The 26,590-nt window shown below is 67.7% G+C and carries 24 protein-coding genes and 7 pseudogenes; 10 read left to right on the top strand and 21 right to left on the bottom strand.

Translation table 11 applies throughout. The features are described 5' to 3' along the window. The first annotated feature begins 1,114 nt into the window (after nucleotides 1-1,114). Nucleotides 1,115-2,535: pseudogene (locus WA944_RS07105) on the top strand (IS1380 family transposase). Nucleotides 2,536-2,686: 151 nt separating this feature from the next. On the opposite strand, the pseudogene WA944_RS07110 reads toward WA944_RS07105, so the two are convergent. The 8 genes and pseudogenes from WA944_RS07110 to fadD5 form a co-directional block, all read right to left on the bottom strand. After that, a pseudogene (locus tag WA944_RS07110) lies at nucleotides 2,687-2,821 on the bottom strand (IS30 family transposase); the annotation flags it as partial. A gap of 147 nt (nucleotides 2,822-2,968) precedes the next feature. Further along, nucleotides 2,969-3,127 carry a hypothetical protein gene (locus tag WA944_RS07115; protein ID WP_526646654.1) on the bottom strand — a complete coding sequence of 53 codons (159 nt, stop codon included), beginning with the start codon at nucleotides 3,125-3,127 and terminating at the stop codon, nucleotides 2,969-2,971. Between the two features lie 81 nt (nucleotides 3,128-3,208). Continuing rightward, nucleotides 3,209-4,099: a mammalian cell entry protein gene (locus WA944_RS07120; protein ID WP_526375606.1), complete on the bottom strand. Its 891-nt coding sequence runs from the start codon at nucleotides 4,097-4,099 to the stop codon at nucleotides 3,209-3,211. Next, complete coding sequence (locus tag WA944_RS07125) at nucleotides 4,066-4,647, bottom strand: Rv1363c family protein (protein WP_163887595.1); 582 nt, start codon at nucleotides 4,645-4,647, stop codon at nucleotides 4,066-4,068. The genes WA944_RS07120 and WA944_RS07125 overlap by 34 nt, the downstream gene beginning before the upstream one ends. Beyond that, complete coding sequence (locus WA944_RS07130; RefSeq protein WP_163887594.1) at nucleotides 4,644-5,630, bottom strand: RDD family protein; 987 nt, start codon at nucleotides 5,628-5,630, stop codon at nucleotides 4,644-4,646. Before WA944_RS07130 ends, WA944_RS07125 begins: the two co-directional genes overlap by 4 nt. Beyond that, on the bottom strand, nucleotides 5,627-5,929 hold the full coding sequence (locus tag WA944_RS07135; protein WP_237166426.1) for a hypothetical protein: 303 nt from the start codon (nucleotides 5,927-5,929) through the stop codon (nucleotides 5,627-5,629). The genes WA944_RS07130 and WA944_RS07135 overlap by 4 nt, the downstream gene beginning before the upstream one ends. Nucleotides 5,930-6,107: 178 nt before the next feature. Beyond that, nucleotides 6,108-6,401, bottom strand: a pseudogene (locus tag WA944_RS07140) (MCE family protein); the annotation flags it as partial. Further along, on the bottom strand, nucleotides 6,389-8,092 hold the full coding sequence (gene fadD5, locus WA944_RS07145; protein ID WP_526607663.1) for a fatty-acid--CoA ligase FadD5: 1,704 nt from the start codon (nucleotides 8,090-8,092) through the stop codon (nucleotides 6,389-6,391). The gene fadD5 and the pseudogene WA944_RS07140, both read right to left, overlap by 13 nt. 153 nt (nucleotides 8,093-8,245) lie before the next feature. On the opposite strand from fadD5, the gene WA944_RS07150 reads away from it, so the two are divergent. Next, nucleotides 8,246-8,926, top strand: coding sequence for a GntR family transcriptional regulator (locus WA944_RS07150; RefSeq protein ID WP_526368720.1), 681 nt, complete (start codon nucleotides 8,246-8,248; stop codon nucleotides 8,924-8,926). 33 nt (nucleotides 8,927-8,959) lie between these two features. On the opposite strand, the gene WA944_RS07155 is transcribed toward WA944_RS07150, so the two are convergent. From WA944_RS07155 to WA944_RS07165, 3 genes are read right to left on the bottom strand one after another with little or no spacing between them, the layout of a single operon-like run. Beyond that, the gene (locus WA944_RS07155; protein ID WP_526368722.1) at nucleotides 8,960-9,400 is read right to left on the bottom strand and encodes an SRPBCC family protein; all 441 of its coding nucleotides are present in this window, start codon (nucleotides 9,398-9,400) and stop codon (nucleotides 8,960-8,962) included. Then, nucleotides 9,400-10,125 carry a DUF72 domain-containing protein gene (locus tag WA944_RS07160; protein ID WP_526607668.1) on the bottom strand — a complete coding sequence of 242 codons (726 nt, stop codon included), beginning with the start codon at nucleotides 10,123-10,125 and terminating at the stop codon, nucleotides 9,400-9,402. Before WA944_RS07160 ends, WA944_RS07155 begins: the two co-directional genes overlap by 1 nt. 38 nt (nucleotides 10,126-10,163) lie before the next feature. Then, complete coding sequence (locus WA944_RS07165) at nucleotides 10,164-10,811, bottom strand: TetR/AcrR family transcriptional regulator (RefSeq protein ID WP_526301032.1); 648 nt, start codon at nucleotides 10,809-10,811, stop codon at nucleotides 10,164-10,166. Between the two features lie 133 nt (nucleotides 10,812-10,944). On the opposite strand from WA944_RS07165, the pseudogene WA944_RS07170 reads away from it, so the two are divergent. Continuing rightward, nucleotides 10,945-11,052 (top strand): annotated as a pseudogene (locus WA944_RS07170) (CAP domain-containing protein); the annotation flags it as partial. On the opposite strand, the gene WA944_RS07175 reads toward WA944_RS07170, so the two are convergent. Both WA944_RS07175 and WA944_RS07180 read right to left on the bottom strand, forming a co-directional pair. Continuing rightward, nucleotides 11,037-11,414 (bottom strand): hypothetical protein, encoded by a 378-nt coding sequence (locus tag WA944_RS07175; protein ID WP_526368726.1) that lies wholly within the window; start codon nucleotides 11,412-11,414, stop codon nucleotides 11,037-11,039. The pseudogene WA944_RS07170 and the gene WA944_RS07175 overlap by 16 nt on opposite strands. Nucleotides 11,415-11,502: 88 nt before the next feature. After that, nucleotides 11,503-12,587: pseudogene (locus WA944_RS07180) on the bottom strand (NAD(P)-dependent alcohol dehydrogenase). Between the two features lie 237 nt (nucleotides 12,588-12,824). Here WA944_RS07180 and WA944_RS07185 point away from each other — a divergent pair. Both WA944_RS07185 and pntB read left to right on the top strand, forming a co-directional pair. After that, nucleotides 12,825-14,366, top strand: coding sequence for a Re/Si-specific NAD(P)(+) transhydrogenase subunit alpha (locus WA944_RS07185; RefSeq protein WP_526646656.1), 1,542 nt, complete (start codon nucleotides 12,825-12,827; stop codon nucleotides 14,364-14,366). A gap of 3 nt (nucleotides 14,367-14,369) precedes the next feature. After that, on the top strand, nucleotides 14,370-15,812 hold the full coding sequence (gene pntB / locus WA944_RS07190) for a Re/Si-specific NAD(P)(+) transhydrogenase subunit beta (RefSeq protein WP_526371658.1): 1,443 nt from the start codon (nucleotides 14,370-14,372) through the stop codon (nucleotides 15,810-15,812). Nucleotides 15,813-15,816: 4 nt separating this feature from the next. On the opposite strand, the gene WA944_RS07195 is transcribed toward pntB, so the two are convergent. After that, a complete protein-coding gene (locus tag WA944_RS07195; RefSeq protein WP_526371656.1) occupies nucleotides 15,817-16,152 on the bottom strand; it encodes a sensor histidine kinase in 336 nt (111 codons plus the stop codon). A gap of 164 nt (nucleotides 16,153-16,316) precedes the next feature. Here WA944_RS07195 and WA944_RS07200 point away from each other — a divergent pair, with 164 nt between their 5' ends. Further along, nucleotides 16,317-17,537: an acyl-CoA dehydrogenase family protein gene (locus WA944_RS07200; protein ID WP_526646659.1), complete on the top strand. Its 1,221-nt coding sequence runs from the start codon at nucleotides 16,317-16,319 to the stop codon at nucleotides 17,535-17,537. Then, complete coding sequence (locus WA944_RS07205) at nucleotides 17,537-18,337, top strand: tyrosine-protein phosphatase (protein ID WP_526371654.1); 801 nt, start codon at nucleotides 17,537-17,539, stop codon at nucleotides 18,335-18,337. The genes WA944_RS07200 and WA944_RS07205 overlap by 1 nt, the downstream gene beginning before the upstream one ends. A 74-nt stretch (nucleotides 18,338-18,411) precedes the next feature. Here WA944_RS07205 and WA944_RS07210 read toward each other — a convergent pair whose 3' ends face one another. The 7 genes from WA944_RS07210 to WA944_RS07240 form a co-directional block, all read right to left on the bottom strand. Beyond that, nucleotides 18,412-18,900 (bottom strand): DUF456 family protein, encoded by a 489-nt coding sequence (locus WA944_RS07210; RefSeq protein WP_526608959.1) that lies wholly within the window; start codon nucleotides 18,898-18,900, stop codon nucleotides 18,412-18,414. Nucleotides 18,901-18,924: 24 nt separating this feature from the next. Next, the gene (locus tag WA944_RS07215; protein WP_526371650.1) at nucleotides 18,925-19,662 is read right to left on the bottom strand and encodes a class I SAM-dependent methyltransferase; all 738 of its coding nucleotides are present in this window, start codon (nucleotides 19,660-19,662) and stop codon (nucleotides 18,925-18,927) included. Between the two features lie 44 nt (nucleotides 19,663-19,706). Further along, nucleotides 19,707-20,669 carry an NADPH:quinone oxidoreductase family protein gene (locus WA944_RS07220; RefSeq protein ID WP_526371648.1) on the bottom strand — a complete coding sequence of 321 codons (963 nt, stop codon included), beginning with the start codon at nucleotides 20,667-20,669 and terminating at the stop codon, nucleotides 19,707-19,709. Between the two features lie 4 nt (nucleotides 20,670-20,673). Beyond that, nucleotides 20,674-21,537 (bottom strand): SDR family oxidoreductase, encoded by an 864-nt coding sequence (locus WA944_RS07225; RefSeq protein ID WP_163887581.1) that lies wholly within the window; start codon nucleotides 21,535-21,537, stop codon nucleotides 20,674-20,676. 11 nt (nucleotides 21,538-21,548) lie between these two features. Further along, nucleotides 21,549-22,964, bottom strand: a complete 1,416-nt coding sequence (locus tag WA944_RS07230) for an aldehyde dehydrogenase family protein (protein WP_526371644.1) — start codon at nucleotides 22,962-22,964, stop codon at nucleotides 21,549-21,551. 103 nt (nucleotides 22,965-23,067) lie between these two features. Continuing rightward, a complete protein-coding gene (locus tag WA944_RS07235; RefSeq protein WP_526371666.1) occupies nucleotides 23,068-23,997 on the bottom strand; it encodes an SAM-dependent methyltransferase in 930 nt (309 codons plus the stop codon). 108 nt (nucleotides 23,998-24,105) lie between these two features. Next, nucleotides 24,106-24,741 carry a TetR/AcrR family transcriptional regulator gene (locus WA944_RS07240; protein ID WP_526375840.1) on the bottom strand — a complete coding sequence of 212 codons (636 nt, stop codon included), beginning with the start codon at nucleotides 24,739-24,741 and terminating at the stop codon, nucleotides 24,106-24,108. Between the two features lie 154 nt (nucleotides 24,742-24,895). On the opposite strand from WA944_RS07240, the pseudogene WA944_RS07245 reads away from it, so the two are divergent. The 3 genes and pseudogenes from WA944_RS07245 to WA944_RS07255 all read left to right on the top strand — a co-directional run. Then, nucleotides 24,896-25,461: pseudogene (locus tag WA944_RS07245) on the top strand (TetR/AcrR family transcriptional regulator). A 100-nt stretch (nucleotides 25,462-25,561) separates the two neighbouring features. Further along, a complete protein-coding gene (locus WA944_RS07250) occupies nucleotides 25,562-26,026 on the top strand; it encodes a hypothetical protein (RefSeq protein ID WP_526375842.1) in 465 nt (154 codons plus the stop codon). Further along, nucleotides 26,026-26,590: pseudogene (locus tag WA944_RS07255) on the top strand (FUSC family protein); the annotation flags it as partial. The gene WA944_RS07250 and the pseudogene WA944_RS07255, both read left to right, overlap by 1 nt.

Genomic DNA, 26,590 nt, shown 5'->3' on the forward strand with positions numbered 1-26,590 from the left:
CCAGCGAAGACTCCGTCGCAGGATAGTCTCGTGCTGAGATTGCCGGAACCATTGGCGCATAGGAATTGTCGACATCGTCAACAAAGCACGGCGCATCGACTCCGAGCCTGCAGCTACGTGGTCCAGAAATCCGGTGCCGTGAGGCACTGCGCCAGGCCAGCTTCTCGATGAGAGCTCGTTGATTTCCGGTCAAGTGGGACAGTGCCGCGCCGAGTTGCCCGACGCTGTGAGCGCTACAGAAACCTCGGCTGACCTGTCTTGCGGGCGAGTCGATGAGGGGCAGCCGACGATCGGGGGTGCCCACGACGAAGTCCTCGACTTCGGTGCATTGGTCGTTCTCGCCGCAGGAGAGGATGGTGCCCTTGGGGACACTGCCGGCCGACGGCACTGGGAACCCGCCGGCGAAGGCTTCCCTGAAGGCCCCTCGCGTACGGCACCGGAGGTTTACCCGTGGAGGTGGACATCTGATCGCGGGACTGCTGGCCCTGCGGGGAGGACGTTCCCGTGTCGGGAAACCGCAAGAGGCCGAGTTCGCGGTGATCCGCATGAGCGGACTGTTAGAAGTAGCACTGTGAGAGGGTATCGCGGTCTGGGTCCAGCACGTGGCGTACGGCGCAGGCGGCGGGCCGTCGCCGTCCCGCCAGCGCCGCGCAGCGATCGACGCGAAGGTCGCGCAGTTTCACGACGCCTCCGATCCGGTATACGGCGCACGGCTTCACCCTGGTCACCACGGTGATCTCCCGGGACGTACACCGACACAAGGACTGGGTGCCCTGGGGTTGACCGCGGCGAATTCGACAGAGTCTGGACATCGGAGATCACCTATTTGACCACCGACGAAGGCGAGCTAGCCAACCTGTGCGCGGTCCGTAACGGCTGCTCACGGCGAGTTCTGCGCTGGGCCGTGGAGGATCACCTGCGCACCGCGCTGTCGATGACGATGCGCGGGATGCTGCCCAGGAAGGTCGTCTTCCACACCGATCGCGGTGCCCTAAGCCTCGACCACCGATTAATTGGCTGGTCATGGGGTGTCGGAATGAGGAAAGTGCCCTCTGAGCTGCGATGATGAGTGTTCTCTACGCACTTATCGGCACAACTCGGAAAGGCACTTCCGGTGCAAGTGTCCCATAGGTTCGCCGCATCGTCGGCGGTCTTCGATGATGAGCGTCTGGTGTCGTGCGCAGGCCTGGTACCGGTGATGGCCCTTGCCGAGCAGACCGGACTGTCATCGTCATTGGCCGACAAAGTTCGGTTCAGCTGCGAGCGGATCAAGTCCGGTGCGGCCAATCCGTCGCCGAAGCTGACCACGCTGATCGCCGGGATGTGCACCGGCGCGGACAGCATCGACGACCTCGACGTAGTTCGTAGCGGCGGGATGAAGACCCTGTTCGGTGAGGTGTACGCCCCGTCGACCATCGGAACCTTGTTGCGGGAGTTCACCTTCGGCCATGCCCGGCAACTGGAGTCGGTGCTCAGTGAGCACGTGGGCGCTCTGTGCGAGCGTGTCGATCTGTGGCCCGGCGCCGACGGGCGGGTGTTCATCGACATCGACTCACTGCTGCGCCCGGTCTACGGCCAGGCCAAACAAGGTGCGAGCTACGGCCACACCAAAATCGCCGGCAAGCAGATCCTGCGCAAGGGTCTTTCCCCGTTGGTGACCACAATCAGCACCGAACACTGCGCTCCGGTGATCACCGGCGCACGACTGCGGGCGGGCAAGACCAACTCGGGCAAAGGCGCGGCCCGCATGATCGCCCAAGCCGTCGCCACCGCCCGCGGCGCCGGCGTCACCGGGCGCATCCTGGTGCGCGGCGACTCGGCCTACGGCAACAGCAGCGTGGTCACCGCCTGCCGCCGCGCCGGTGCCCGGTTCTCGCTGGTGCTGACCAAGACCGCCGCAGTCGTCGCGGCCATCGCCGACATCAATGACACCGCGTGGATCCCGGTGTGCTAGCCCGGCGCGGTCCGCGATCCCGACACCGGTGCCTGGATCTCCGATGCCGAAGTCGCCGAAACCACTTACACCGCTTTCAGTTCCACGAAGACTCCGATCACGGCACGGTTGATCGTGCGCCGGGTCAAAGACGCCCGATACCCCGACGCCCTGTTCCCGGTCTGGCGATATCACCCGTTCTTCACCGACACCGACGAACCCGTCGACGTCGCTGACATCACTCACCGCCGCCACGCGATCATCGAAACCGTGTTCGCCGACCTCATCGACGGACCCCTGGCCCACATGCCCTCGGGACGTTTCGGGGCGAACTCTGCCTGGATGCGAACTCTGCCTGGATACTGTGCGCGGCCATCGCCCACAACCTGCTGCGCGCCGCCGGCATCCTGGCCGGCGGTGCACACGCGGTGGCTCGCGGCGCCACCTTGCGCCGACGCCTCATCACCATCCCGGCCCGACTGGCCCGCCCCCAACGCCGACCCATCCTGCATCTACCAGCCCACTGGCCGTGGGCGACGCACTGGCTCCGATTGTGGCGCAACACCATCGGCCTCAGCCCGCCAGCAACCGCCCCCACCTGACCAATCCGCCGAACGGCCACGACCGGAGCGCACAGGAAAAGCTGGACAGACCAGCCGATACCCCCTGCTCACAGCCAGCAAGCGACCACCAAACCATTCCAGCCTCAGCCACGACAGCTCATCGGTGGATCAAGGCTAAGCTAAGGCGGATTCAACCTACGGTCGCAATTTGTCGTGATCGCGAGCGTTGTTGATCGGCTCGCACTTCCGCCGGTGTTCTCCAGCCGAGCACTTTCCGGGGCCGCTTGCTGAGTGCGTCAGCAACCGCTTGAACGTTCCGGACGGATGCTGCGGGCGGTCTTCGCAGGAACGGGCGCGGTGTCCGGCCTCCGCGTGACAGCGTCGTCCCGACGGCAGACCGGCGTTCTCGTCTGCCAGAGGATGGCGAGATCAGGGACGTGCTGCGGGTTGCCGGGTTGCCGGGCTGCCGGGGCTACCGCACGATCGCCGCGCGTTGCGGAGCGGACCGCAAACCGTGCGCCGTTACATCGAGACCGCGCAGGGAGCTGGTGTGCACCGCGGCGATGGCGTCGAGGCTGTCGACGACGGGTTGATCGGGGCAGTCGCCGATGCGGTACGCCCAGATGGCCACGGCGCGGCGTGGGAACAGCTGTCGGGGTTCTAAGACCAGATCACCGCGTGGGTAGCCGGCGACGGAAAAGCCGCGGCGATGCTACAGCTGCGGCGTCAGATCGAACGATGTCACGGTGGTCATGCGGGTGATTAGCCACTCACTACCGTCACGCTGCAGCGTCAGCCGGTAGGACAGGTAGCGCAGCGACGGGATGTTCTTGGTCACCGGGCTCGTCGCCACCGAGTTGGTGTAGACGAGCGCGGTCGCCTCCGGGGGGGGCCCGGACGAGACTCCAGGCGACGCAACGGATTCGACTGCGGCTCCCTTCACTTCTGTGGTGTTGGTGACCTGCGCCTGCTTGTTGGGTTCAACGATCGCGTCGATGTAGCGGCGGTACTCCTCGGCGAAGTCCCCGCCGAGATAGCGGGACGCTCGGGCGGCGAGCGTGCCCATGTCATCAGGCGTGTACGTCCACAGTGTGGTGATCGCCTTTGCGGCGGTACGCGCAATGTCGAGTTTCGTGTCTACAAGCGCGCGCTCGGCCAGGTACGGCTGTGCCATCGCGCCTGCGAACGCACCTCCACCGACGAACAGCACCGAAGCGGCGACAGCGGCGACCATCAGGCGCTTGCCTGCAGGCCGGTGCGCAACGCGCGTGACCTGCTCGGCAGGGGCCTCGCCGACTTCGGAAGGTTCTGTGCCGGCATCCTTGGCGGGGCCGCCCACCGCGGCACTGCCGGAATCCTGCTGTTTCACGACGGTTCTCGGTCCCCGAGCACCTTTACCGACGGGCGTCTTCGGCTTGTCCCGGGGTACCGGATCGTCCGTCTCGGTCGGCACCACTGCGGATTTCCCGGCCGCATCGAGATCCCGACGTCGCCGGAAAATGCCCCGACGGTGCTGCTTCGGCGCAGCCTCGGGCGCGGCGCCGCTGGCCGCAGCGGCGTCCTCGGCGGTCAGATCACCTGTATGAGGTTGCTGATCTTCCACTGCTGTCCCTCCTTGATCGTCGTTGCGACCCAGCGGCTTCCGCTCTCGATCGTCGACTTCCCGTCTGGCGTTGTCGAGGTGACCTTCGTCGCGAGCAGCACGTCAGCACTCCCGTCGTCATGCCACCGCTCCACTCCGGCCTCGAGCACCGTCCCGGTGGAGGGCTCCGACCGCGCCACCTGGATCAAGATGGCGTCCAGCCGCTCCTTGAAGATCCTGGCGAACTCTCCCGTACCCTGCGCGAGGATGCGGTCGGCGTAGGCGTTGGCGTTGAATGGGTCCAGCGACATGTACATAGTCATGAACTCGCGCGCATATCCTAGCGCCGCGGCATCGTCGAGTGCGGCCCGCCGATCGGCCTCGTGCCGCACCAGCATCAAGCTGCTCGCCGCGACCGCAGCCGTCACCAAAACGGCGGCCACGGCGGCCACCAGCGGCAGCCCCCATCGCCGAGGTGGTTTGGGCTCGACGTGGAAGTAGTCAGGACGCAGTAATGGTTGCGCGGCTCTGGTATCCGCGGACTCGTCGAACCTGCGAAGCGGGCTCACTGGCCGGCCTGATTCATCAGAGGCTTCTTCAGCACGGTCAGGTTGGCGACCTTCCACTGCCCGTCCGGCGACTTGTCGAAGTCCACCCGAACTGTGGCGGTGATGAACTTGAGGTCCTCGGCATTCGTCCCGCGCTGGCCCTGCATCGCCAGCAGCATCGACCCCTCCTGCGGAGTCACCTCGGGCATGGTCAGGACTGCACTGCGCACCGCCCAGTACTCGTTCGTGGTCGCTTCACCGTTTTGCACGGCCTGTTGTTGGGCGATCAGCTGCGGCCGGTACTCGTCGGTGGTCAACGTCTGCGCTCGAGCAAAGTCCTCAGGCAGGGTATCCACCCCGTAGCTGAGCATCTCCTCGACGATCCGGGGTCCCTGCTCTGCGATCTGCAGCCGCGCCTGGTCCACTGCACGCTCGTGGCGGTAGATCACCGCGTAATTGAGACCCACCGCCGCCAGGCACAGTACCGCTGCCGCGATCAGGAGCCACGCGACGAGTCGGCGCACGTTCCGTTCCGGACGCCCGACGCGTGGTACGTCGGTGCGTGCCAGCAGGTCGGCGAACGTTCGGCGGCGCCGGTCCCACAGCGGCCACAGCCAGCCGACCAGCAGGACCAGTGTGTCCAGCAGGTGAGCGAGCTCCCGCAGGGTCAACCGCAGGACGCCGACGGAAAGGTCGGCGTCACCGCGGCGCACGGCGATACCGAACAAGGCACGCCCCAACGTCCATCCGGTGGCCACGGGCAGCACCAGCCGGTTGACCGCCATCGCGAACAGGGTCAGCGCGGCGACGGCGGTGAAGACCCAGCGCGCCCAGCTGTCCGCGGGTGTGGCCAGCGCCAGCAGCGCCATCGTAGTGACGATCCCGGCACCGGGCAGGGTGTCCACCGCAAAAGCGCCCGCACGGGCGGCCCACGATGCCAGCCGCGCGTCCCGTGTCGGGACGTCGGCCGTAGAGTGCGGTTTGATGGCGAGCGTGGCCGTCACAAGATGTCCTGATCCAGCCTGGCGATTCGGTGCTGGCACTCGTCCTCGGGCATCGACGCCCGCAATCGGTACCCGAGCTGCTGGTCGGCGGCGTCGGCATCAGTGATCTCGACCCGCACCGGCACGAGCACATCAATTCCGTCGTCGTTGTGCCGGTCGACAGCCGCCCGCAGTTCGTCGACCGCCACGGTAGCAGTGGCCGCCTCGCAGGCCTCGGCGATCACACTGGCGAAGAGTCCGGCCTGCACGCCGAAGTCGCCCGTCGAACACTCGCGGATCTTCGACTGGCTGGCGGTCATGGCTGCGGTGCCTGGCATATGCGTTGCCGCCCGCACTCCTTGGCCGCCTGCAACGCCGGTTCATTCGAGCGTGCGAGTGTCGCGGGGTTGTGGGCGGCTATCTCGTCCAGCGCGCCAATGATCGGGCCGAGACACCTCTTCGTTCGGGGAGGGTGCTGGCGACTCGTCCGTGGGTTCGGCTGGCCGGTGCCGGCATCTCCTTCCATCCGTCGTCTCCTGACTTGCTCGAGTTACTGACGTTGATACCCGACACCGTTAGGACCGACAACCTCACCGCTGCTGGGGCTGTATGCCGCAGTGCTGCCGGGTGGTCCCTGAGCCGGAGTGTAGATACCCGGGTTGAGCTGCTCTCCTCTGCAGCAGACGGTACCCGAGCCGGGCGCCTCACCGGGTCACTGACCGGTGCCGCCGACTCCGGCGGCGGCAACCGACCTGCGGGCAGTGGGTTCATCACGTTTTTCACTGACGGCGCGCCCCAGTTGAAACCGTTGGCGGAGTGGAACTTTCGCGCGCGCCAATCAATTGTTTCCCGCCGAACCGCGACCTCAGTTCCGTCTTGAGAACCTTGCCGGCAGGGTTACGTGGCAGCGCGTCGACCACTTCGATCGCCTTCGGGTGTTTGTAGCGGGCGAGCCTGCCACTGAGGAACTCGTCCAGATCCGCCGGTCCAGTCGTGTCCCGATTCGTCGCTCCCAGCGAACTCCGCAGGACGACCACAGCAACCGGTACCTCCCCCCATCGGGGGTGGGCGCGGCCGATCACGGCGACCTCGACGATGTCCGGGTGGGCGGCCAGAACGTTCTCGACCTCCGCACAGTAGATGTTCTCGCCGCCGGAGATGATCATGTCCTTTTTACGGTCGACCACCCAGATGTAACCCTCGTCGTCCTGACGTACCAGGTCACCGGAGTGGAACCAGCCCCCGGCGAAGGCTTCGGCGGTGGCCTCGGGGTTGTTCCAGTAGCCCGCCATCAGCGTCGGTGCCCGGTAGACGATCTCGCCGACCTGTCCCCCCGGGACGTCGTTCATGTCTTCGTCGACGATCCGCGCGGACACGGTCGGGATCACCTTGCCCACCGAACCGAGCTTGCGCAGTGCGTCCTCGCCCAACAGCATGCAGGTGACCGGTGACATCTCGGTCTGGCCGAAGGCGGCCAGGATCTGCGCGCCGGGGAAGGTCTGGGACATGTCCCGCAGCAGGGTGTCCGACGCCGGCGCGGCACCCCAGGACAGCGTCCGCAGCTTCAGCGTGCGCGGGTTGGCGCGCTGGGCGGCGCACACCGCCTGCCACTGGGCGGGCACCAGGAAGATCCCGGTCACCTGTTCGGCCTGCAGGACGTCGAGCAGCTCGCCGGGGTCGAACGCACCCAACGGGTAGAGCACCGTCGGGCGGCCGAGCAGCAACCCGAAGATGGTGTTGCCGACGCCGGCGATGTGGAACAGCGGCACCCCGATGAAGCCGATGTCGTTGTTGATGTCGGCGCCGTTGGTGAACAGGTGCGTCATCGCCTGCCCGGCGAGATTTTTGTGGGTGAGCACCGCACCCTTGGGGCGGCCCGTGGTGCCGGAGGTGTACATGATCAACGCTGGTGAGTCGTCCGGGATGTCGACGGCAGGCGCGTCGGCCCCCGGCTCGGCGAGCAGCGCCTCGTAGTGTAGGGCGGCATCGTCCGGATCGGCATCGTCGGTCTGGGCGTCCGAGCCGGCGACGATCAGCGTGGCCAGGCTCGGGTCCACCTCGCGCACCCCGACGGCCACAGCAGCCAGCACCGATTCGGTGACCATGACGCGGGCCTGGCAGTCGGAGACGAGGTAGGCGATCTCCGACGGCGTCATCCGGAAGTTCACCGGCACCGCGATCGCCCCGAGCTTGTTGACCGCCAGGACCGACTCGATGAACTCGGTGCGGTTGAGCATCAGGATCAGGACCCGGTCGCCGAACTCGACGCCCCGCCGGTGCAGCGCCGCCGCCAGCGCGCTCACCCGGCGGTCGAGCTCACGCCAGGTAATGGTGTGGCCCAGGAATCGCAACGCGGTGCTGTCGGGCTGCATCAACGCGTGCCGGGCGAGCTGGTTGGTCCAATTCTGGCGACGTGCCAGGTAGGGCTGCTCGGTCACCGGGCCGGACGGGCCGGATGCAAACGGGCCGGGAACCGCGGTCAACGTCTCGTTCTCTCCATCGTCTGCGCAAGCGAAGGGTTGCGGGAGGCTGATATTTGATCAAACATGGTGTTGCCTCGGTCACACTATGGCTCCGGCGGCGTCAAGACAACCTCTTGCGCGCCCTCGTCACAACCAGCGGGAGGGGCCGCAGAAGTGAACACCCTCGCCCGCCTCGGTCCGACCGGAACGGTGCGGCGCGAACAACTCTCCGACGAGGTGGCGGCCCGGCTGCGCGCCGAGATCATGACCGGTGCGCTGCGGCCCGACACGTTCATCCGTCTCGACGAGACCGCCGCGCGCCTGGGGGTCAGCATCACGCCGGTACGCGAGGCGCTGCGCACGCTGCGCGGCGAGGGCATGGTGGAGCCGCACCGCGGCCATCGGGTGGTGCCGCTGACCCGGACCGATATCGAGGACATCTTCTGGCTGCAGTCGACGATCGCCGCGGAGTTGGCGGCCACGGCCACCGAGCGCATCACCGATCACGACATCGACGAACTCGCCCGGCTCAACGACCGGCTGGCCGCCGCGGTGCAACGTCGGGATCCCGATGAGATCGCCCGCGCCGAACTCGCGTTCCACTGGACTTTCAACCAGTCCAGCGGACGGGTCAAGCTCGCGTGGTTCCTGCTGCACACCGCGCGTTACCTGCCTCCGCAGGTCTTCGCGACCGACCAGGCCTGGGGCGCCGGCGGCGTCGCCGGGCACACGAAGCTGATCGACGCGCTGCGCCGACGGGACGCGAATTCCGTTGTCATGCTGACGAAGAGCCATTTCACCGACGCCGCGTCGCGGCTGATCGCCTGGCTGGACCAGGCCGGGCTGTGGGACTGAGGGTGGGCGCTGGTTCGCGGGGCCAGGTCAGGGTCAGGTCGCGGAGAGCTGCTCGGCGCGTGTCTTGAGGTTGTCGGCCAGGTAGTCCAACGTGTCACCGATGACCTTCTTGACCATCGGCTTGGGGATCGGCAGCTTGGTCTCGACATCGAGGTCGACGGTCAGCAGCGACGTGGGGCCCATGGCCACCACCGAGAACTTCTGTTCCTGCTTGTCGAAGTGGTCGCCCTGCTGCAGCACCGTGAAGATCTGGTTCTCGCCGGGGTAGTACACCGCGGAGATGAACGTGCCCGCCTGACCCTGCACCGTCACGTCCAGCCGCAGCTGACTGGGCCGACCGTCGTCGTAACGGGCCAGCACCCAGCAGCCCTCGATCTCCTCGTTCCACTGCGGGTAACTCTCGAAGTCGGCAACGATCGCCATGATCGACTCGGCGGCGGCTGCCACTTCGACCGTCTTGCTCACCAGAGGCATCAGCCGAGCATATCTAGCAGATCCCGGGCGTTGCGGACGGCATTACCGCCACCGTCATTGTTGAAGTACGCCAGCACATCCCGGCCCTGGGCGTCCCACTCCCGGATCCGCTCGGCCCACCACCGAAGATCGTCCGGGCTGTACGAACCGCCGTAGAGCGCGTCCGGATCGGGTCCGTGCAGTCGCACGTACACGAACTTCGCCGTCGCCTTCAGGATGCACGGCAACCCGGCGCCGCTCATCACGACGTACGCCGCCCCGTGCTCTTCGAGCAGCTCATAGACCTCGGGGTGCTCCCAGGACGGGTGGCGGAACTCGACGGCGACGGGGATGTGTGCCGGCATGGCGGTGAGGAACTGATCGAGCACCGCGTCGTCGCGCTCGTGGCCGGGATGCAGTTGCACCAGCATCGCGCCGCTGCGGTCGCCGAGTTCTGCCCAGCCGCGTTCCAGCCGCTCGATCCACACCTGGGGGGACTTCAGCCGGCGTGCGTGGGTGAGGCCGCGGGCTGCCTTGACCGACATCGTGAAGCCCGGCTTGAGTTGGTCGCGCCACCGGGCGAACCCGCCGTCGCGCGGCCAGCGGTAGAAACTGCCGTTGAGCTCGACGGTGTCGAACTCGGCCGCGTAGCGCTGCAGCCACCGCGACGCCGGCAACCCCGGTTCGTAGAGCACCCCGACCCAGTCCCGATAGGACCAGCCGGAGGTTCCGATGCGGATCGTCATCGGGTCTGAATACCCCGTCAGGCTGGTTCTTGCCCGCCTCAAGTGGCGGCGACGTCGACTCCGAGTGGCGCGCTCTGCCGCACCGATTCGTCGCGGATCAGCCCGCGCAGCAGCGCGGTGCTGAACTCGACGGCGATCTCCTGGGCGGTCCGTCGGCCGTGCGGCCGCAGCCACCGGTAGGAACCCAGCGTCATGCCGATGTATCCCAGCGCGAGCACGTGCGAGTCGCAGTCATAGAACTCGCCGCTGGCGATACCGCGGTCGATCACGTCGCGGACGTGCTCGTAGACCTGGGCTTCCTTTTCCCGGATGTACTCCACCTGTTCCTCGGTGAACCACTCGGTGATGTAGGGGCCCTCCTGGAAGTACACGGCGGCGCGTTCGATGTTGCTTGCGATGCCGACGAGCAGGCGCCGGGTGAAGTGATAGATGGTCTCGCGCGCCGAGGCCGACGGATCGTCGTGCAGCGCGTCGACGGTGAAGTCCGCGGCACCTTTGTAGATGTCGTAGAGGATCAGCGCCTTGCTGGCGTAGTAGTGGTACACCGTGGCCTTGTTCAGGCCGACCGCTTCTGCCACGTCGTCCATCCGGGTGCCGTGGTAGCCGCGCGCGGCGAACAACTTGGTGGCGACCGCCAACAACTCCTCGCGCCGGGACATCCCGTTGGTGGTGACAGCTTCAGACATGGCGACTCACTATAGGCAGGCCCCGGACCACTCCGGGGTCGACTAACTGGTTGGTGCAGTGTAGGCCGTTGCTATGTTGTCGCGGGCGCAGCCGGTCTAGACTCCAGCCAGACAAATGGGAGGTATCGCGGTGGACCCGAATCCCGATTACGACGCAAGCGACGAGCTGGAGTACGGCATCAACTGGTTCGCGTGGATCCTGCGCGGGGTGTACCCGCCACCCGCCTATCCGCCGGTGTGATCCACCCGGCCGCCGCGCCGGAGCCGCTGCTCGAGCACCCACGTTCGGGTGCGACGGGCCACTTCGTCGACCTCGGATCGTCCCACCCGCACCGCGACTGACACCCGTTCCCGTACCTCGCTGCGCCAGTCCCGCTCGGGCACCGGTTCACGGTCGGGCGGCCATTCGATGGGCGGCTCGGCCGCGACGACCGCCGGCTGCAGCATCAGCGGTCGGGAGTCTTCGCCGTAGCACTCACCGCACTTGCGGCAACGCACCTCGTAGCGCAGCGCACCCGATGGCGCTGTCTCGATGAAGACGTAGTCCGCCACCGACACGCACCGCGGGCAGCGTGCGAGCCCTCGTTCGACCACCTTGCTCATACCGACATCGTGGGGCCCGCACGGCGCGCTGCGTACCGGCAGGTAGATGTCGATGCCGGATCGGTGCCGTTTCGAGATCAGCGTCGGTTCACCACGTCAGCACCGGTTTGATGACCTCGCCGGAGTGTTGCTGGTCGAGGGCGTCGTTGATGTCGGCGTGTGGGAACGCCGTGACCAGCCGCTCGATCGGGAGGCGGCCGCTGCGGTGCAGTCTCAGCAGGTGGGGGTGAACGTGGCCGGGATGGAGTCGCCCTCGAGGCATCCGTGCACGCTCTTGCCCCACATGACGAGGTCACGGAGGTCGATGTTCGGCACACCGGTGCCGAGCCCGACGGCCACGGCCGCGCCGCCGACCGCCAGCGCCGACACCGCGTCGGCGAGCACCGCGGGGCGCCCGGTGGTGTCCAACGCGTAATCGGCTCCGCCACCGGTGAGCTCACGGATGCGTCGTACGGGATCGTCGGCGGGGTCGAGGGCCGCGCGCGCCCAGGCTCTCGGCGAGGGCGCGGCGCGAGGGGGACGGTTCGACCACGATCACCGCCTCGACCTCGGCGGCGAGCGCTGCCAGCACACCAGCCAACCGACTGCCTCAGCGCCGAATACGACGAGCGTGCTGTCGGATCTGGGCCGTAAAACGTTGAGAACCGCACCCGCGCCCGTCTGAAAACCGCAGCCCAGCGGTGCGGCGATCACCGGATCGGTGCCCGGGTCCACCACGACGGTGTTGTCCTCATAGGCCAGTGCGTAACCGGCGAAGCTGGACTGGCCGAAGAAGCCGTCGAGTACGGCCCGGCCACCCACAGTCACCCTGGCTGAACCGTCGCCACGAGCGCCGAGTTGTTCAGCCGGGCAGCTTTCCGGCAGTACGCGGGCCGCTGAGCCGCGCAGGTCGGACAGGCGCCACAGTGCCGGAACGTCAGCACCACCCGGTCACCGGGCCGCACCGTCGTGACCGCGCCACCGACCGCTTCGACGACGCCCGCACCCTCATGCCCGAGCAGTACCGGCCGATCCGGTGTTCCCGCAACACGATTCACCAGATCGGTGTGGCAGACACCGGCGGCTTCGATCCGAACCAGGATCTCGTCCGGCGCCGGATCGTCGACCTCGACCTCGACGAGGACAAACGGAATCCTGATGCGCGTAGGACAGCGCGGCGGTGGTGACGGGCATGCGCGTTACCGTAGCGCTCGCTTGACGGTCGTCAACTCGCATGTCGAGGCCCTGCCAGCGGCGTTACATGTCAGCGCCCATCCGTCACGCCCGGCGGGCTTTGCGCCGTGCAGGCGTTACCGCGAGTCCGGCGAACTCTTACACTGACGTATTCCACCCGTCCAACGACGAGCTGTGTCGGGGCGCCTCGGCGCGTCCGACCGCACCGTGAGCGAAGCCTAGATCGGATCGATATCGATGATCATCGGGATACCGAAAGAGTCCCTGCCTGGTGAAACGCGTGTGGCCGCCACCCCGCAGACGGTCGGGCAACTCATCAAGCTCGGGTACGACGTCGTCGTGGAGTCCGGCGCGGGCAGTGCGTCGAGCTTCTCCGACGAGGCGTTCACCGAGGCCGGCGCCGACGTCGGATCCACCGAGGAGGTGTTGGCGGCGGACGTGGTGCTGAAGGTCAACGCCCCGAACAGCGCCGAGATCGCTGCGGTGCGGGACGGTGCGACGGTGATCGGGCTGATCTCGCCGGCGCTGAAGCCTGAGCTCGTCGAGGAGCTGTCCTCGCGGCCGATCACGGTGCTGGCGATGGATGCGGTGCCGCGCATCTCCCGGGCGCAGTCGCTGGACGTGCTGTCGTCGATGGCCAACATCGCCGGCTATCGCGCCGTGGTCGAGGCCGCGCACGCGTTCGGCCGGTTCTTCACCGGGCAGGTGACCGCCGCCGGCAAGGTGCCACCGGCCAAGGTGCTGGTCGTCGGCGCAGGGGTGGCCGGACTCGCCGCGATCGGCGCGGCAGGCAGCATGGGTGCCGTCGTGCGGGCCACCGACCCCAGGCCCGAAGTTGCCGACCAGGTCAAGTCGCTGGGCGGCGAGTACCTCTACGTCGATCCGGAAGCGGCGGAGGTGTCGGCCACCGGCTACGCGAAGGAGATGGACGACGACTACAAGGCCCGCGAGGCGGCGCTGTACGCCGAGCAGGCAGGCGACGTCGACATCATCATCACGACCGCGCTGATCCCCGGACGGCCCGCGCCGCGGATCATCACCGCCGACATGGTGGCCTCGATGAAGCCCGGCAGCGTCATCGTCGACATGGCGGCCGCCAACGGCGGCAACGTCGAGGGCACCGTCAAAGACCAGGCCGTCGTCACCGACAACGGTGTGACGATCATCGGCTACACCGACCTGGCCGGCCGGCTGCCCGCCACCGCATCGCAGCTGTACGGCACCAACCTGGTCAACCTGCTGAAGCTGCTGACACCCGAGAAGGACGGACAGCTCACCCTGGACTTCGAGGACGTGGTGCAGCGCTCGGTGACCGTCGTGCGCGACGGTGAGGTCACCTGGCCGCCGCCGCCGGTGCAGGTGTCGGCTGCTCCCGCGGCCGGTGGCGCTGTCGCCCAGGAAGGCCCGGTGGCGAAACCGGCCAAGAAGCCCATGACGACAGGGCGGCGCTTGGGCGTGGCCTTCACCGTCGCGGCGGCACTGTTCGCCCTGATCGCGCTCTCGCCGGCCGCTCTCCAGTTTCACCTGATGGTCTTCGCGCTGGCGATCGTCATCGGCTACTACGTGATCGGGAACGTCCATCACGCGCTGCACACCCCGCTGATGTCGGTCACCAACGCGATCTCCGGGATCATCGTCGTCGGCGCGCTGCTGCAGATCGGACACGGCGACAACGTCATCACCGGGATCGCCTTCGTGGCGATCCTGCTCGCCAGCATCAACGTCTTCGGCGGCTTCGCGGTGACGCGCCGCATGTTGTCCATGTTCTCGAGGAGCTGACCCATGCTTACGCTAGAAAACACCGCCACCGCAGCCTACGTCGTCGCGGCCCTGCTGTTCATCCTGGCCCTGGCCGGGCTGTCCAAGCACGAAACCTCCAAGGCCGGTAGCAGTTTCGGCATCGCCGGGATGGCTGTGGCGCTGATCGCGACCACCGCGCTGGCGCTGGCCCGCGACATCGAACCCTTGGGGCTGGCGCTGCTGATCGTCGCCATGGTGATCGGGGCGGTGATCGGACTGTGGCGGGCGAAGATCGTCGAGATGACGGGTATGCCCGAGCTGATCGCGCTGCTGCACTCGTTTGTCGGTCTGGCTGCGGTTCTGGTCGGCTGGAACGGCTATCTGCACGTCGAGGGCGACCCGGGCGGCGCCGAAGCTCTGCAGCTCGCCCAGGAGGGCATGCTCGGTATCCACTCGGCCGAGGTGTTCATCGGTGTCTTCATCGGCGCGGTGACGTTCACCGGCTCCGTCGTCGCGAACCTCAAGCTCTCCGCCCGGATGAAGTCCGCGCCGATGATGCTGCCCGGCAAGAACATCCTGAATGTCGGCGCGCTGGTGGCGTTCTTCGCACTGACGGTCTGGTTCGTCATCGACCCGACGCTGTGGCTGCTGGCGGTGGTCACCGTGCTCGCTCTGCTGCTCGGCTGGCATCTGGTGGCCTCGATCGGCGGCGGCGACATGCCGGTCGTGGTGTCGATGCTCAACAGCTATTCCGGCTGGGCCGCCGCCGCTTCGGGCTTCCTGCTGGGCAATGACCTGCTGATCATCACCGGGGCGCTCGTCGGCTCCTCCGGCGCCTACCTGTCCTACATCATGTGCAAGGCGATGAACCGGTCGTTCATCTCGGTAATAGCTGGAGGCTTTGGGATAGAAAGCACAGGGGCTGGTTCCGATGTGGACTACGGCGAGCATCGCGAGATCAACGCCGACGGCGTCGCCGAACTGCTCAGCACGGCCACGTCGGTGATCATCACCCCCGGCTACGGAATGGCCGTCGCTCAGGCGCAGTACGGCGTCGCCGACCTGACCCGCAAGCTGCGCGAGCGCGGCGTCGACGTCCGCTTCGGCATCCACCCCGTCGCCGGCCGGCTTCCCGGCCACATGAACGTGCTGCTGGCCGAGGCCAAGGTGCCCTACGACATCGTCCTCGAGATGGACGAGATCAACGACGATTTCGACGGCACCAGTGTCGTGCTGGTCATCGGTGCCAACGACACCGTTAACCCGGCGGCGTCCGAGGATCCTGGCAGCCCAATCGCAGGGATGCCGGTGTTGACGGTGTGGAACGCCGACAACGTCATCGTGTTCAAGCGTTCCATGGCGTCGGGTTACGCCGGTGTGCAGAACCCGCTGTTCTTCCGAGAGAACACCCAGATGTTGTTCGGGGATGCCAAGGACCGCGTCGACGCGATCAACGCCGCATTGTCGGTCGGCGAAAAGGTCTGAGCCGTCAGTCGTCGACTTCGGGCGGTGAGGTGACCGTCACCTGCGTGCCGTAGCCGGGGTCGGCCGAGATCCGCATCGAGCCACCCATGGGGTCGAAACGCGCCAGCAGTGACCCCAGCCCGATATGGCCTTCCGCCAACGACTTTCCGGCGGTGGCCGGGTCGAAGCCGGAGCCGTCGTCCCCGATCGTCAGCACGACCCGATCACCACGGCGGCGCAGGTCGACCCGGACCGTTGCCGCACCTGCATGCTTTGCGACGTTGGTCAGCAGTTCGCGGGCGGCGCGGTACATCAGCGATTGGCTCGGCGGTTTGCCGACCTCCTCGAGCTCGGCGATCACCTCGATGTCACCACCGCCACGGCAGCTACCACCACAACCCGCTCCTGCCCTGGTAGTCGGCGGCAACGCTGCACCACAACGTTCCACCACGGCCCTCTTCGGACGACGATCCGAAGAGGGCCGTTCTTTACGCGTGTCATATCGTGACGGGCATGGACTTCGCGATGTCGGCCAAAGGGCAGGACTACTACGACCGGCTGACCGCCTTCATGACCGAGCATGTGTTTCCCGCCGAGGCGTCCTACGAGGCCTACCGGCACGAGAAGGGTCCCGCCGACCACACGGTGCCCCCGGTGGTCGAGGACCTCAAGAAGCTCGCCAAGGAGCAGGGTCTGTGGAACCTGTTCCTGCCGTCGGAGTCGGGTCTGAGCAACCTGGAGTACGCGCCGCTGGCCGAGCTCAGCGGCTGGAGCATGGAGATCGCTCCCGAGGCGCTCAACTGCGCGGCGCCCGACACCGGGAACATGGAGACGCTGCACCTGTTCGCCAACGAAGAGCAGAGCAAGCAGTGGCTCGAGTCCCTGCTGGCCGGTGAGATCCGCAGCGCCTTCGCGATGACCGAACCCGCGGTGGCCTCCAGCGACGCGCGCAACATCGAGACGACCATGCTGCGCGATGGTGACGACTACGTCATCAACGGTCGTAAGTGGTGGATCTCCGGTGCGGCTGATCCGCGCTGCAAGATCCTGATCGTGATGGGCCGGACCAACCCCGACGCGGCGAGCCATCAGCAGCAGTCGATGATCCTGGTGCCCGTCGATACCCCCGGGGTGTCGATCGAGCGGTCGCTGCCGGTGTTCGGGTACCAGGACCAGCACGGGCACTGCGAGATCTCGTTCGACAACGTGCGGGTGCCGGTGTCGAACCTGCTGCACGAAGAGGGCAGCGGGTTCGCGATCGCCCAGGCCCGCCTCGGCCCGGGCCGCATCCATCACTGCATGCGTGCGATCGGCGTGGCGGAGCGGGCACTGGCGCTGATGGTCGACCGGGTCACCAAACGCATCGCGTTCGGCAAGCCACTGGCCGAGCAGGGCGTGGTGCAGCAGCAGGTTGCGTTGTCGCGCAACGAGCTCGATCAGGCACGTCTGCTGTGCCACAAAGCGGCGTGGACCATCGACCAGCACGGCAACAAGAGTCACGAGGCCCGGATGCAGGTGGCACAGATCAAGGCCGTGGCTCCGCAGATGGCGTGCAACGTGCTCGACCGGGCCATCCAGGTGCACGGCGCGGCGGGCATCTGCGACGACGTGCCGCTGGCCCGCCTGTACGGCTGGCATCGCGCGATGCGGTTGTTCGACGGGCCCGACGAGGTGCACATGCGGACCATCGCACGCTCCGAACTCGGCAGGGAGAAGTCCGCCTTCGGCAGGGCGGTGACGAGCTAGTGGCCTCCCTCGGAAACGAACTGTCGGGGGCGTGGAACTTCCGCGACGTCTCCGAGCACGCGGGCATCGCTCCCGGCCGGTTCTTCCGCGCCAGCGAGCTGTCCAAGCTCGACGACGCCGGCCGGGCCAGTCTTGCCGGCTACGGCGTGACCGACGTCGCCGACCTGCGGACCCTGCGCGAACTCGAAAAGCACGGCGCCGGGCTGGTACCCGCCGGGGTCGACATCCACCACCTGCCGTTCATCGAGACCACTGCCTCCGACGACGAAGCCCCGCACGAGTACGCGTTCCAGCGGATGATGACCGAGAAGCCTTCCGACGAGTCGGTCGGTGACGCCGCCGCGCGGTACATGTCCGAGGAGTACGGCCGCATCGCCGCCGCTCCGCTGGCCCGCCAGGCGGTGCACCGGGTGGCCACGCTGCTGGGATCGGAACGGAAAGTGCTGGCGCACTGCTTCGCCGGCAAGGACCGCACCGGGTTCACCATCGCGGTGGTGCTGGAGGCCGCCGGCGTCGACCGTGACGCGATCATGGCCGACTATCTGCGCAGCAACGTCGCCGTGCCGCAGCTGCGGGAGAGCATCCTGGCGACGATCCGGGCCCGGGCAGCGGAGATGCCCGAGGTGATGGAGCTGGCCGAGGCGCGGCTGACCGAGGCGGTGCTGGGGGTGCGCGAGGAATACCTCGACACCGCGCGCCGCACGCTGGACGACGAGTTCGGTTCGTTGCGTGGCTATCTGGAGGCGGCCGGGTTGACCGACGAGGACGTCGCACGGCTGCGGAAGGCGCTGCACGGCTAGCACCCGCCCAGTGCACGGTTTCTGACGGAATCTGGGCGATTCCTGTCAAAAACCGTGCTTTCGCGGGCTGTCCGTCAGCCCACCGTCAGGAACACCCCGACCACCCAGGCGACCGTGGCCAACAGGGCACCCGTCAACTCCACCCCGATCGACAGCGCCACGCCCTTGAGCGCGTGCACGGTGGACGCCCACGCCCTGACCAGGTCGCGGCGGATCGCCAACTCGGCGGCGAACACGCCGGCGACGAAGCCGATCAGCAGCCCGATGACGGGGATGACGAAGAAACCGACGAACCCGACGACCGCGCCGACCACCAGCACCGACGTGCGGACCTCGGCCCGGCGCATGCGTTGGACGGGCCAGGTGTACTTGATGACCTCGGCCGCGGCGAACACCGCCGCCGCGATGCCGAACGTCACCCACGCCACCGCGCCGCCCTCGACGAACGCCCACACCCCGATGGCGGCGATCACCAGAAACGCGCCGGGTAGGACGGGCAGGATGATGCCGGCCAGGCCGACGGCGATCGCCAGCGCGACGAGAACTAGTCCCCCGGTGCTCACGCCCGCGACACTACGGGGTCAGGCTCACGCCTTCTTGCCGCGCACCCACTGGATGGTGCCGACGCTCTTGGTCCGAACGCCGATCAGGCCGAGCCGCTCGAACTCGTCACCGAGTTCGTCGTCGCCGAAGGCGCGGGCACCCGTGTTCGGCAGGTACCGCAGTGGGGCTGCGACCGGTCCTGCGGTAGGCACCATGACGGCGATGCGCCGACCGGGCCGCAGCACCCGCACCATCTCCGCCACCGCCACGGACGGATCCGGGATCAGCTGCAGCATCGCGATCGAGACCACCGCGTCGAAGGATTCGTCGCGGAACGGCAGCCGCTGCGCATCGGCACGCAGGAAGCCCACGTTCGGACCGCCCTCGGCGCGCACGGCGCGGGCCAGCATGGGCTCGGAGACGTCCACACCCAGCGCGAGCCCGCCGGGTCCGACAGCACGGCCGAGTGCGGCGGTCACGTTGCCGGGCCCGCTACCGACGTCGAGAGCGGTGCCGCCGACCGGCAGGTTGAGCCATTCGGTGGGCTGCTGCCAGGCCGTCAGCAGGCGGCGGGCGACGGTCTGGGCGTTGTCGTAGAGCAGCGAGCCCAGCCGCGATGCCCACAGCGCCTGGATGGCGCCGGTGTTGCGGTCCCCGGCGTCGGCGGGCTGTTCACCCAGCAGGTCGAGGTAGCCCCTGCTGACGTCGGGGTTCTCCGGCGGGTCGACGAGTAGCTTCTCCGCCATCTTCAGGGCCGGTGGCAAGGTCGTGTCCGAACTCATGCCGTCCACGGTACGCCGACGGCTCACGCGCCCAACTGGTCCACCTACGGCTCCAGGACGAGCTTGCCGTTGATCTTCCCGTCGGCGAAGTCCTGCAACGCCGCCACGCCTTCCGAGAGCGGGAAGCACACGGGCGCAGGCGGTCTGAGGCCGCCGTCGACGAGGGTGGCCAGCGCGGCGCCGACCTGGGCCTGTGCGCCGGGGGTGCGGTTGACGAACTCACCCCACCCCACACCGACGACGCTGACGTTGCGCAACAGCAGCCGGTTCACCTTCACGGTGGGGATGCCGCCGGCGGCGAAGCCGATGACCAGCAGCCTGCCCTCGGTGGCCATGGCGCGGATCGCGTCGTCGAAGGCGGGTCCGCCGATCGGATCCACCACCAGGTCCACTCCGCGACCACCGGTCTCCTGCTTGACCGCGTCGAGCCACCCGTCGGTCAGCGGCAACACCACATCGGCGCCGAGCGACGCGACGAACTCGATGGCCGCGGGCCGGTGGACCATCGCGATGACCTTGGCGCCCAACGCCTTGGCGATCTGGACCGCGGCGGTGCCGACCCCACCGCCGGACCCGAGCACCAGCACCGTCTCGCCGGTTTGCAGCGCGCCCCGGCGCTGCAGCGCGAAGTGCATCGTGTAGTAGTTGCCCAGCAGACAGACCGCTGATGCGTCGTCGAGCTCCGAGTGCGTCGGGACCACGCTGTCGACCGGCAGCGCGGCCCGCTCCGCCCAGGCCCCCAGCAGGCTGAACCCCGAGACCCGTTGCCCGGCGACAAAACCCGAGCCCTCGGGGGCCGACCGCACCGTGCCTGCCACCTCCAGGCCCGGGATGAACGGCGCAGGCATCTTCATCTGGTACTCACCGCGCAGCATCAGCAGATCGGGGAAGCAGACACCGGCCGCGCCGACGTCGATGACGACGGCGTTGTCTCCCGAAGGCTCTTCCCGGTCAGCGAGGACCAGGCCCGAAGGTCCCGACAGCTCCTGCGCTACAAGCGCTTTCACGCAATCAGCCGAGGCTGAAGGTGGCCCGCTCGGCCGCCGCCAGGTCGGTGATCTCGCCCCACTTGCCGGCGACGTCGTCCACCGACGGCACGCTGGTGAAGGTGACGCCGTTGTTCTGGAACAGTGCGACGCGCTGCACCTTGCCGCCGCCGACGATGAACACCGATGCGGTGTCGGGGTTCTCCTCGGTGCACAGGTAGGCCACCACCGGCGCCACGTACTCCGGGGTCAGCTTCTCGAACACCTCGGGCGGCAGGATGTCCTGGGTCATCCGGGTGGCCGCGATCGGCGCCACGGCGTTGGCCTTGATGTTGTACTTCGCGCCCTCCTGGGCCAGCGTGTTGATCATGCCCACCAGGCCGAGCTTGGCGGCACCGTAGTTGGCCTGCCCGAAGTTGCCGAACAGCCCGCTGGTCGAGGTGGCGACGACGACGCGGCCGAAGCCGTTCTCCCGGAAGTGCGGCCAGGCCGCCCGGATCACGTTGTACCCGCCGTAGAGGTGCACCTTGAGTACGGCGTCCCAGCTGGCGAACTCCATCTTGTGGAAGGTGCCGTCGCGCAGGATGCCGGCGTTGCTGACCACACCGTCGACCTTGCCGAACTCGTCGACCGCGGTCTTGATGATGTTGGCCGCGGCCTCCGGCTCGGCGACCGAGTCGTAGTTGGCCACGGCGCGCCCACCGGCGTCCTTGATCTCCTTGACCACCTCGTCGGCCATCGTCGACCCGGAACCGGTGCCATCCCGCGCTCCACCGAGGTCGTTGACCACGACGCTGGCGCCCTCGCGGGCGAGCGTCAGGGCGTACTCCCGCCCGAGTCCGCCTCCGGCACCGGTGACGACGATGACGCGATCCTGCACTCCTGGCATGGGGTTCCTTCCTAGAAGAGTCGCCTAGCGAGTTTCCAAGCCTTCTCTGTATACGGCGGGTAGATGAAGGCGCCGACGTCGGGTCGGGTTGACTTGGTCATCACCGACTTGCGGTGGCTGAACTCCTCGAAGCCGTACTTGCCGTGGTACGCGCCCGTCCCCGACGGTCCGACGCCGCCGAACGGCAGCTTGTGGGTGGCGAAGTGGAAGACCAGGTGGTTGATCACCATGCCACCGGCGGGCACTTCCTTGATCACCCGTTCGCGGATCGCCTTGGCCTTGGTGAACAGGTACGCCGCCAGCGGTTTGGGCCGCGAGTTGACGAAAGTGATTGCCTCGTCCATGTTCTGGACCGTCACGATCGGCAGGATCGGCCCGAAGATCTCGTCGGTCATCAGCGGTTCGCCCGGATCCGGGTCCACGACGACGGTCGGCTGGATCTTCAGCCCGGCGGCATCGGAGCCGCCGCCGACCGCGACGGTGCCCTTGGTGGCTGCCAGGGCGGTGGTGAGGCGGTCGAAGTGGCGTTCGTTGACGATGCGCTTACCGCCGGCGTTCTCCCCTTCGAAGGTCTCGACGGCCTCCCTGATCTTGTCGACCAGCCGGTCCCGGATGGGCGCCTCGGCGAGCACGTAGTCCGGCGCGATGCAGATCTGGCCGGAGTTGATCAACTTGGTCCAGGCGATGCGCTTGGCGGCGACGTCGACGTCGGCGTCGGCGGACACGATCACCGGGCTCTTGCCGCCCAGTTCCAGCGTCACCGGCGTCAGGTGCGGCGCCGCGCCCTCGTAGACCTTCCGGCCGACCTCGGTGCCGCCGGTGAACAGCAGATGGTCGAAGCCCTGCGCGATGAGTTCCTGGCTGACCGCGCCGTCACCCTCGATGACGGCGATGGCGTCGTTGTCGAGGTAGCGCGGCACCAGCTCGGCCATCAGTGCGGACGACGCCGGCGCCACCTCGGACGGCTTGAGCACCACGGTGTTGCCGGCGGCGATGGCGCCGACGGCCGGGCCGAGGGTCAGCGCGAACGGGAAGTTCCAGGCGCCGATGATCAGCACGGTCCCGTAGGGCTCGTACTCGACCCAGCCCCGGCCGGGCAGCTGCGACAGTTCCAGCAGGCTGTGGCGGCGCTTCATCCACTTGCCGACGTTCTTCGCGGCCGTCTTGGCCTCCCCGGCGGTGCTGGCGACATCGGCCAGCCACGCCTCGAACGGGGACCTGCCGAGGTCTTTGTCGAGGGCGTCGGCGATCGCGGCCTCGTTCTCGGTCATCAGCCGTTCGAGCCCGCGCAGCTGCTGCTTGCGCCACTCGACGCTGCGGGTGCGGCCGGTGGCGAACGTCTGCCGGAGACGGCTGACGACGGCCGGGATGTCCGGGGTGGGCGTGGAATCGTCCACCTGAGCTGGGACAACGGATTCTGTGGTCATGATGGGGTCTCCTTCGGTGACCGTGGAGTACCCGAATCGTAACCAACCGGCCGGTTGGTGAACACCCCGCCCGTTCGGATCCCTCAGGGATCCCGAAAGGGAGTCAGACCCTCTCCGCGGTGACGAACGTCGAGAACGACTGCCCGTCCGAGTCGGCGATCTCGACGAAACGGCCGAGACGGCGCATCTCGTCCTGTGAGTCGACCTTGGCCGCCCGCCAGCCGTGCGCGTCCAGCCATACCGCGACGTCGGCGCGATCGGGATCCTCGTAGGTGAGCTCGGTGATGTCCATCGGCTCGACATCGAGCTGGGCGGTCAGCGCGGTGAACCGCTCCCGCATCCGCTCGCGGCGGTCCTCGGCGTGGATCCCCATGGACTCGGCGGCGACCCGGCTGCCGGCGGCGGAGAGCTCGGTGATCTGGGTAAACAGCCGATCCTGGGCTTCGGCGGGCAGATACATCAGCAGTCCCTCGGCCAGCCACGCGGTGGGCTTTGTGGTGTCGAAGCCTGCGTCGACCAGCGCGGTCGGCCAGTCCTGGCGCAGATCCACCGCGACCTCGCGGCGGTCCGCGGTGGGGCCCACGTCGTGCAGCGCCAGCGTGGTGGCCTTGTATTCGAGCACCTTCGGTTGGTCGATCTCGAAGACGGTGGTGCCTGCGGGCCACGGCAGCCGGAACGCCCGGGAATCCAGACCGGAGGCCAGGATGACCACCTGCCGGATACCGGCGTCGGCGGCGGCGGTGAAGAACGCGTCGAAGAAGTGGGTCCGCACGGCCTGGTAGTTGCCCATGTGCTCGAACATCGACGCGATCTCGCTGTCGGTCGCGGCGACCTTGGCCACGAATTCGTCGTCGAGCATATACTCCCATGCGCCGGTGCCGGCGTCTGCCACCAGGATCTTGGCGTAGGGGTCACGGATCAGCGGCTCGGGCCGGTCGGTCTCCGCGGCGCGGGCGGCGGCCACCATCACGGCGGTCGCGCCGACGCTGGATGCGATGTCCCAGGTGTCGTTGTCGGTGCGCAGTGAACTCATGGCGGGCTCCATCCCATCGCGGTTACTTCGCAAGCCTAACTAAAACTGGGCGTGATGCCGCCGCCGCAGCAAGATGCACAGGAAACCCACAGCGGGAGGACGCGGCTGCTAATCGCCGAGCTGCCAGAGCTTGTTGGCCAGCAGCAATTCGAGCTTGTGTACGACCGCGCCGAGCTCGGCCCGGTCACCGACGAAGCCGGCGTAGAAGCCCATCCCCCACACCACCGCCACCAGCATCTCCACCAGGTGTGCGACGTCGGTGTCGGAGCTCAGCTCACCGCGTGCGATGGCGTCGTCGACCGCCCAGGCCACGAACGCCCGCGAGTTCTTCAACGGGTCGTGCTCGTCGCTGCTGAGCTCCGGGTGACGCTGGGACTCCAGCACGGAGGTCACCAGGAACGCCGCCGCCGAGCGGTCTTCGGCTTCGGCCTGCGTGGCCACCGACAAGAACGTCGACAACCGGTCGATCAGGCCGGTCTGTTCGCGCGCCCTGGAGATGCCCGCGCTAACAATCGAGCTGTTCGTCTGCTCGACCACCTCGGCCCACAGCACGCGTTTGCTGGAAAAGTAGTGATTGATGGCCGGACGGGTCAGATCCGCGCGGATGGCGATCGCCTGGAACGTCGCTGCGTCATAGCCGAGTTCGCTGAATACCTCGCGAGCAGCGCGCACAATGCGCTCCCGCGTTTCAGCGGCCTTCGCTGCGGGAGGACGACCTGGACCTCTACTCGCCGTGTACGACACGGTCAAATTGTGCCACAAGTCACCTGACAGGTAGTCACGCCATCCGATTCCCGGCACCCAACGCCTAATTCCAGCAAATCGAACACCCTCGCCTGCGGGGATTTTGTCGTCAGCGACACGTCAGCGCCACCGCAGCCGAACTAGGGTTTCGGACATGGGGGTCGTCTCTTCGAGAGAGTCGTACTTTGATGCCGGGCTCGATGTGCTGTCCGACCTCGGCTACGGGGGCCTGAAGCTGGCCGAGGTCTGTCAGCGGCTCGGCGTCACATCAGGCTCGTTCTATCACTACTTCCCCAGCTGGTCGGCCTACACCAGGGCGCTGGTGGAGCACTGGCGCGAGGCATGACGGTCAAGGTGGTGCTGGCGAGCCGGGCCGAACCCGATCCCCGGGAGCGCATCGCGAGCCTCATGGAAGCCGGCCTCACGCTGCCGCACGGTGCGGAGGCCGCGATCCGGGTGTGGAGCGCCATCAACCCGGAGGTGCGCTCGGTGCAGGCCGAGGTGGACCGGCAGCGCTTCGAGGCCCTCTACGAATCGACGTTGGAGATCCTGCACGACGACCGTCAGGCCAAGCTTTTCGCGGCGTGGGCGATCCACCTGCTGGTCGGCTACGAGCAGGCAATACTCCCCCCGGACACCGACGGGCTGGCGTGGATCGTCGCCCAACAGCTCGACCTGCTCGACCGCGGCCGCTTCAACCCGGTGCCCGACGGTGACTGAGACCGGTGGCGACGAGCGCGGCGTCCGTCAGGGCGTCGCGGGTGGTGTGGACGAGACCACGGCCGGCGCACCGGAGGTGCCGGTCGAGCATGTGGTGGCCATGCTGCGGGAGCGCCTTTACGGCGCCATCTCCTGCCTGGCTTTGCTCGCAGTGCTCACGCACTACACCGGTGACTTCACCAGCGCCTGGGACCGGATGATCGACGTCGCGGTCACGATGGGCGGGTTGTGGGCGGCGAGCCTGCTCGCCGACTTCGTCGCGCACCTCAGCGTGCATGAGCGGGCACCGCGCGGGGTGGAGGTGTGGCGGATGCTGCAGGCCTCCGGCCAGATTCTGGAGGCCTGCCTGCTGCCGCTGCTGGCGCTGGCGGTGGCGGGTTTCGGGGTGCTGGAGACCGACACCGCGCTGTGGGTCGCGAAGTGGATCCTGGTCGGCGAGCTCGGCCTGATCGCGCTGCTGGCCGTCCGCAGGACGCAATTGCCGTGGTGGCAGCAAATTCTGACGGTTGTCTTACTCGCCGGGGTCGGAGTGCTGGTCATCGGCATCAAGGTGCTCGCCCACTGATGGTCATCGCTGCGGACGGTCTGCGGCACCGCATCACCCGCCGCGTCCAACGGCGCGACCCGGAGAACGACGCGCTGCGGCGCGCAATGCGTGCCGCGCTGGTGGTGCCGCTGGCGGGGGCGCTGAGTTTCGCCGTCGCCGGGGGCAGTGCGCAGACACCGCTGTTCACCGTCTTCGGGTCGGTGGCGCTGCTGGTGTTCTCCGACTTCCCGGGCAACCGGCAGAACCGGGCCGTGGCCTACGCCGGGCTGGCGCTCAACGGCTTCGTGATGATCACGCTGGGCACGCTGGTCGCGCCGCTTCCGGTTCCGGCGGTGCTGCTGATGTTCGTCCTCGGGGTGGCGGTGACGTTCTCGGGGGTGCTCAGCGAGACGGTCGCGGCGGGCCAGCGCGCCACGTTGCTGACGTTCGTCCTGCCGGCGTGCACTCCGCCGGCACCGGTCGAGGAACGGCTCCTGGGGTGGACCATCGCGTTGGCGGTGTGTGTGCCTGCCGCGCTGTTCGTGCTGCCTCCCCGGCACCACGGCGAACTGCGCCGCCACGCCGCCCGGGCCTGCCGCGCCC

The organism is Mycobacterium sp., from assembly GCF_049683355.1.
In the GTDB taxonomy this organism is placed as follows: Bacteria; Actinomycetota; Actinomycetes; order Mycobacteriales; family Mycobacteriaceae; genus Mycobacterium.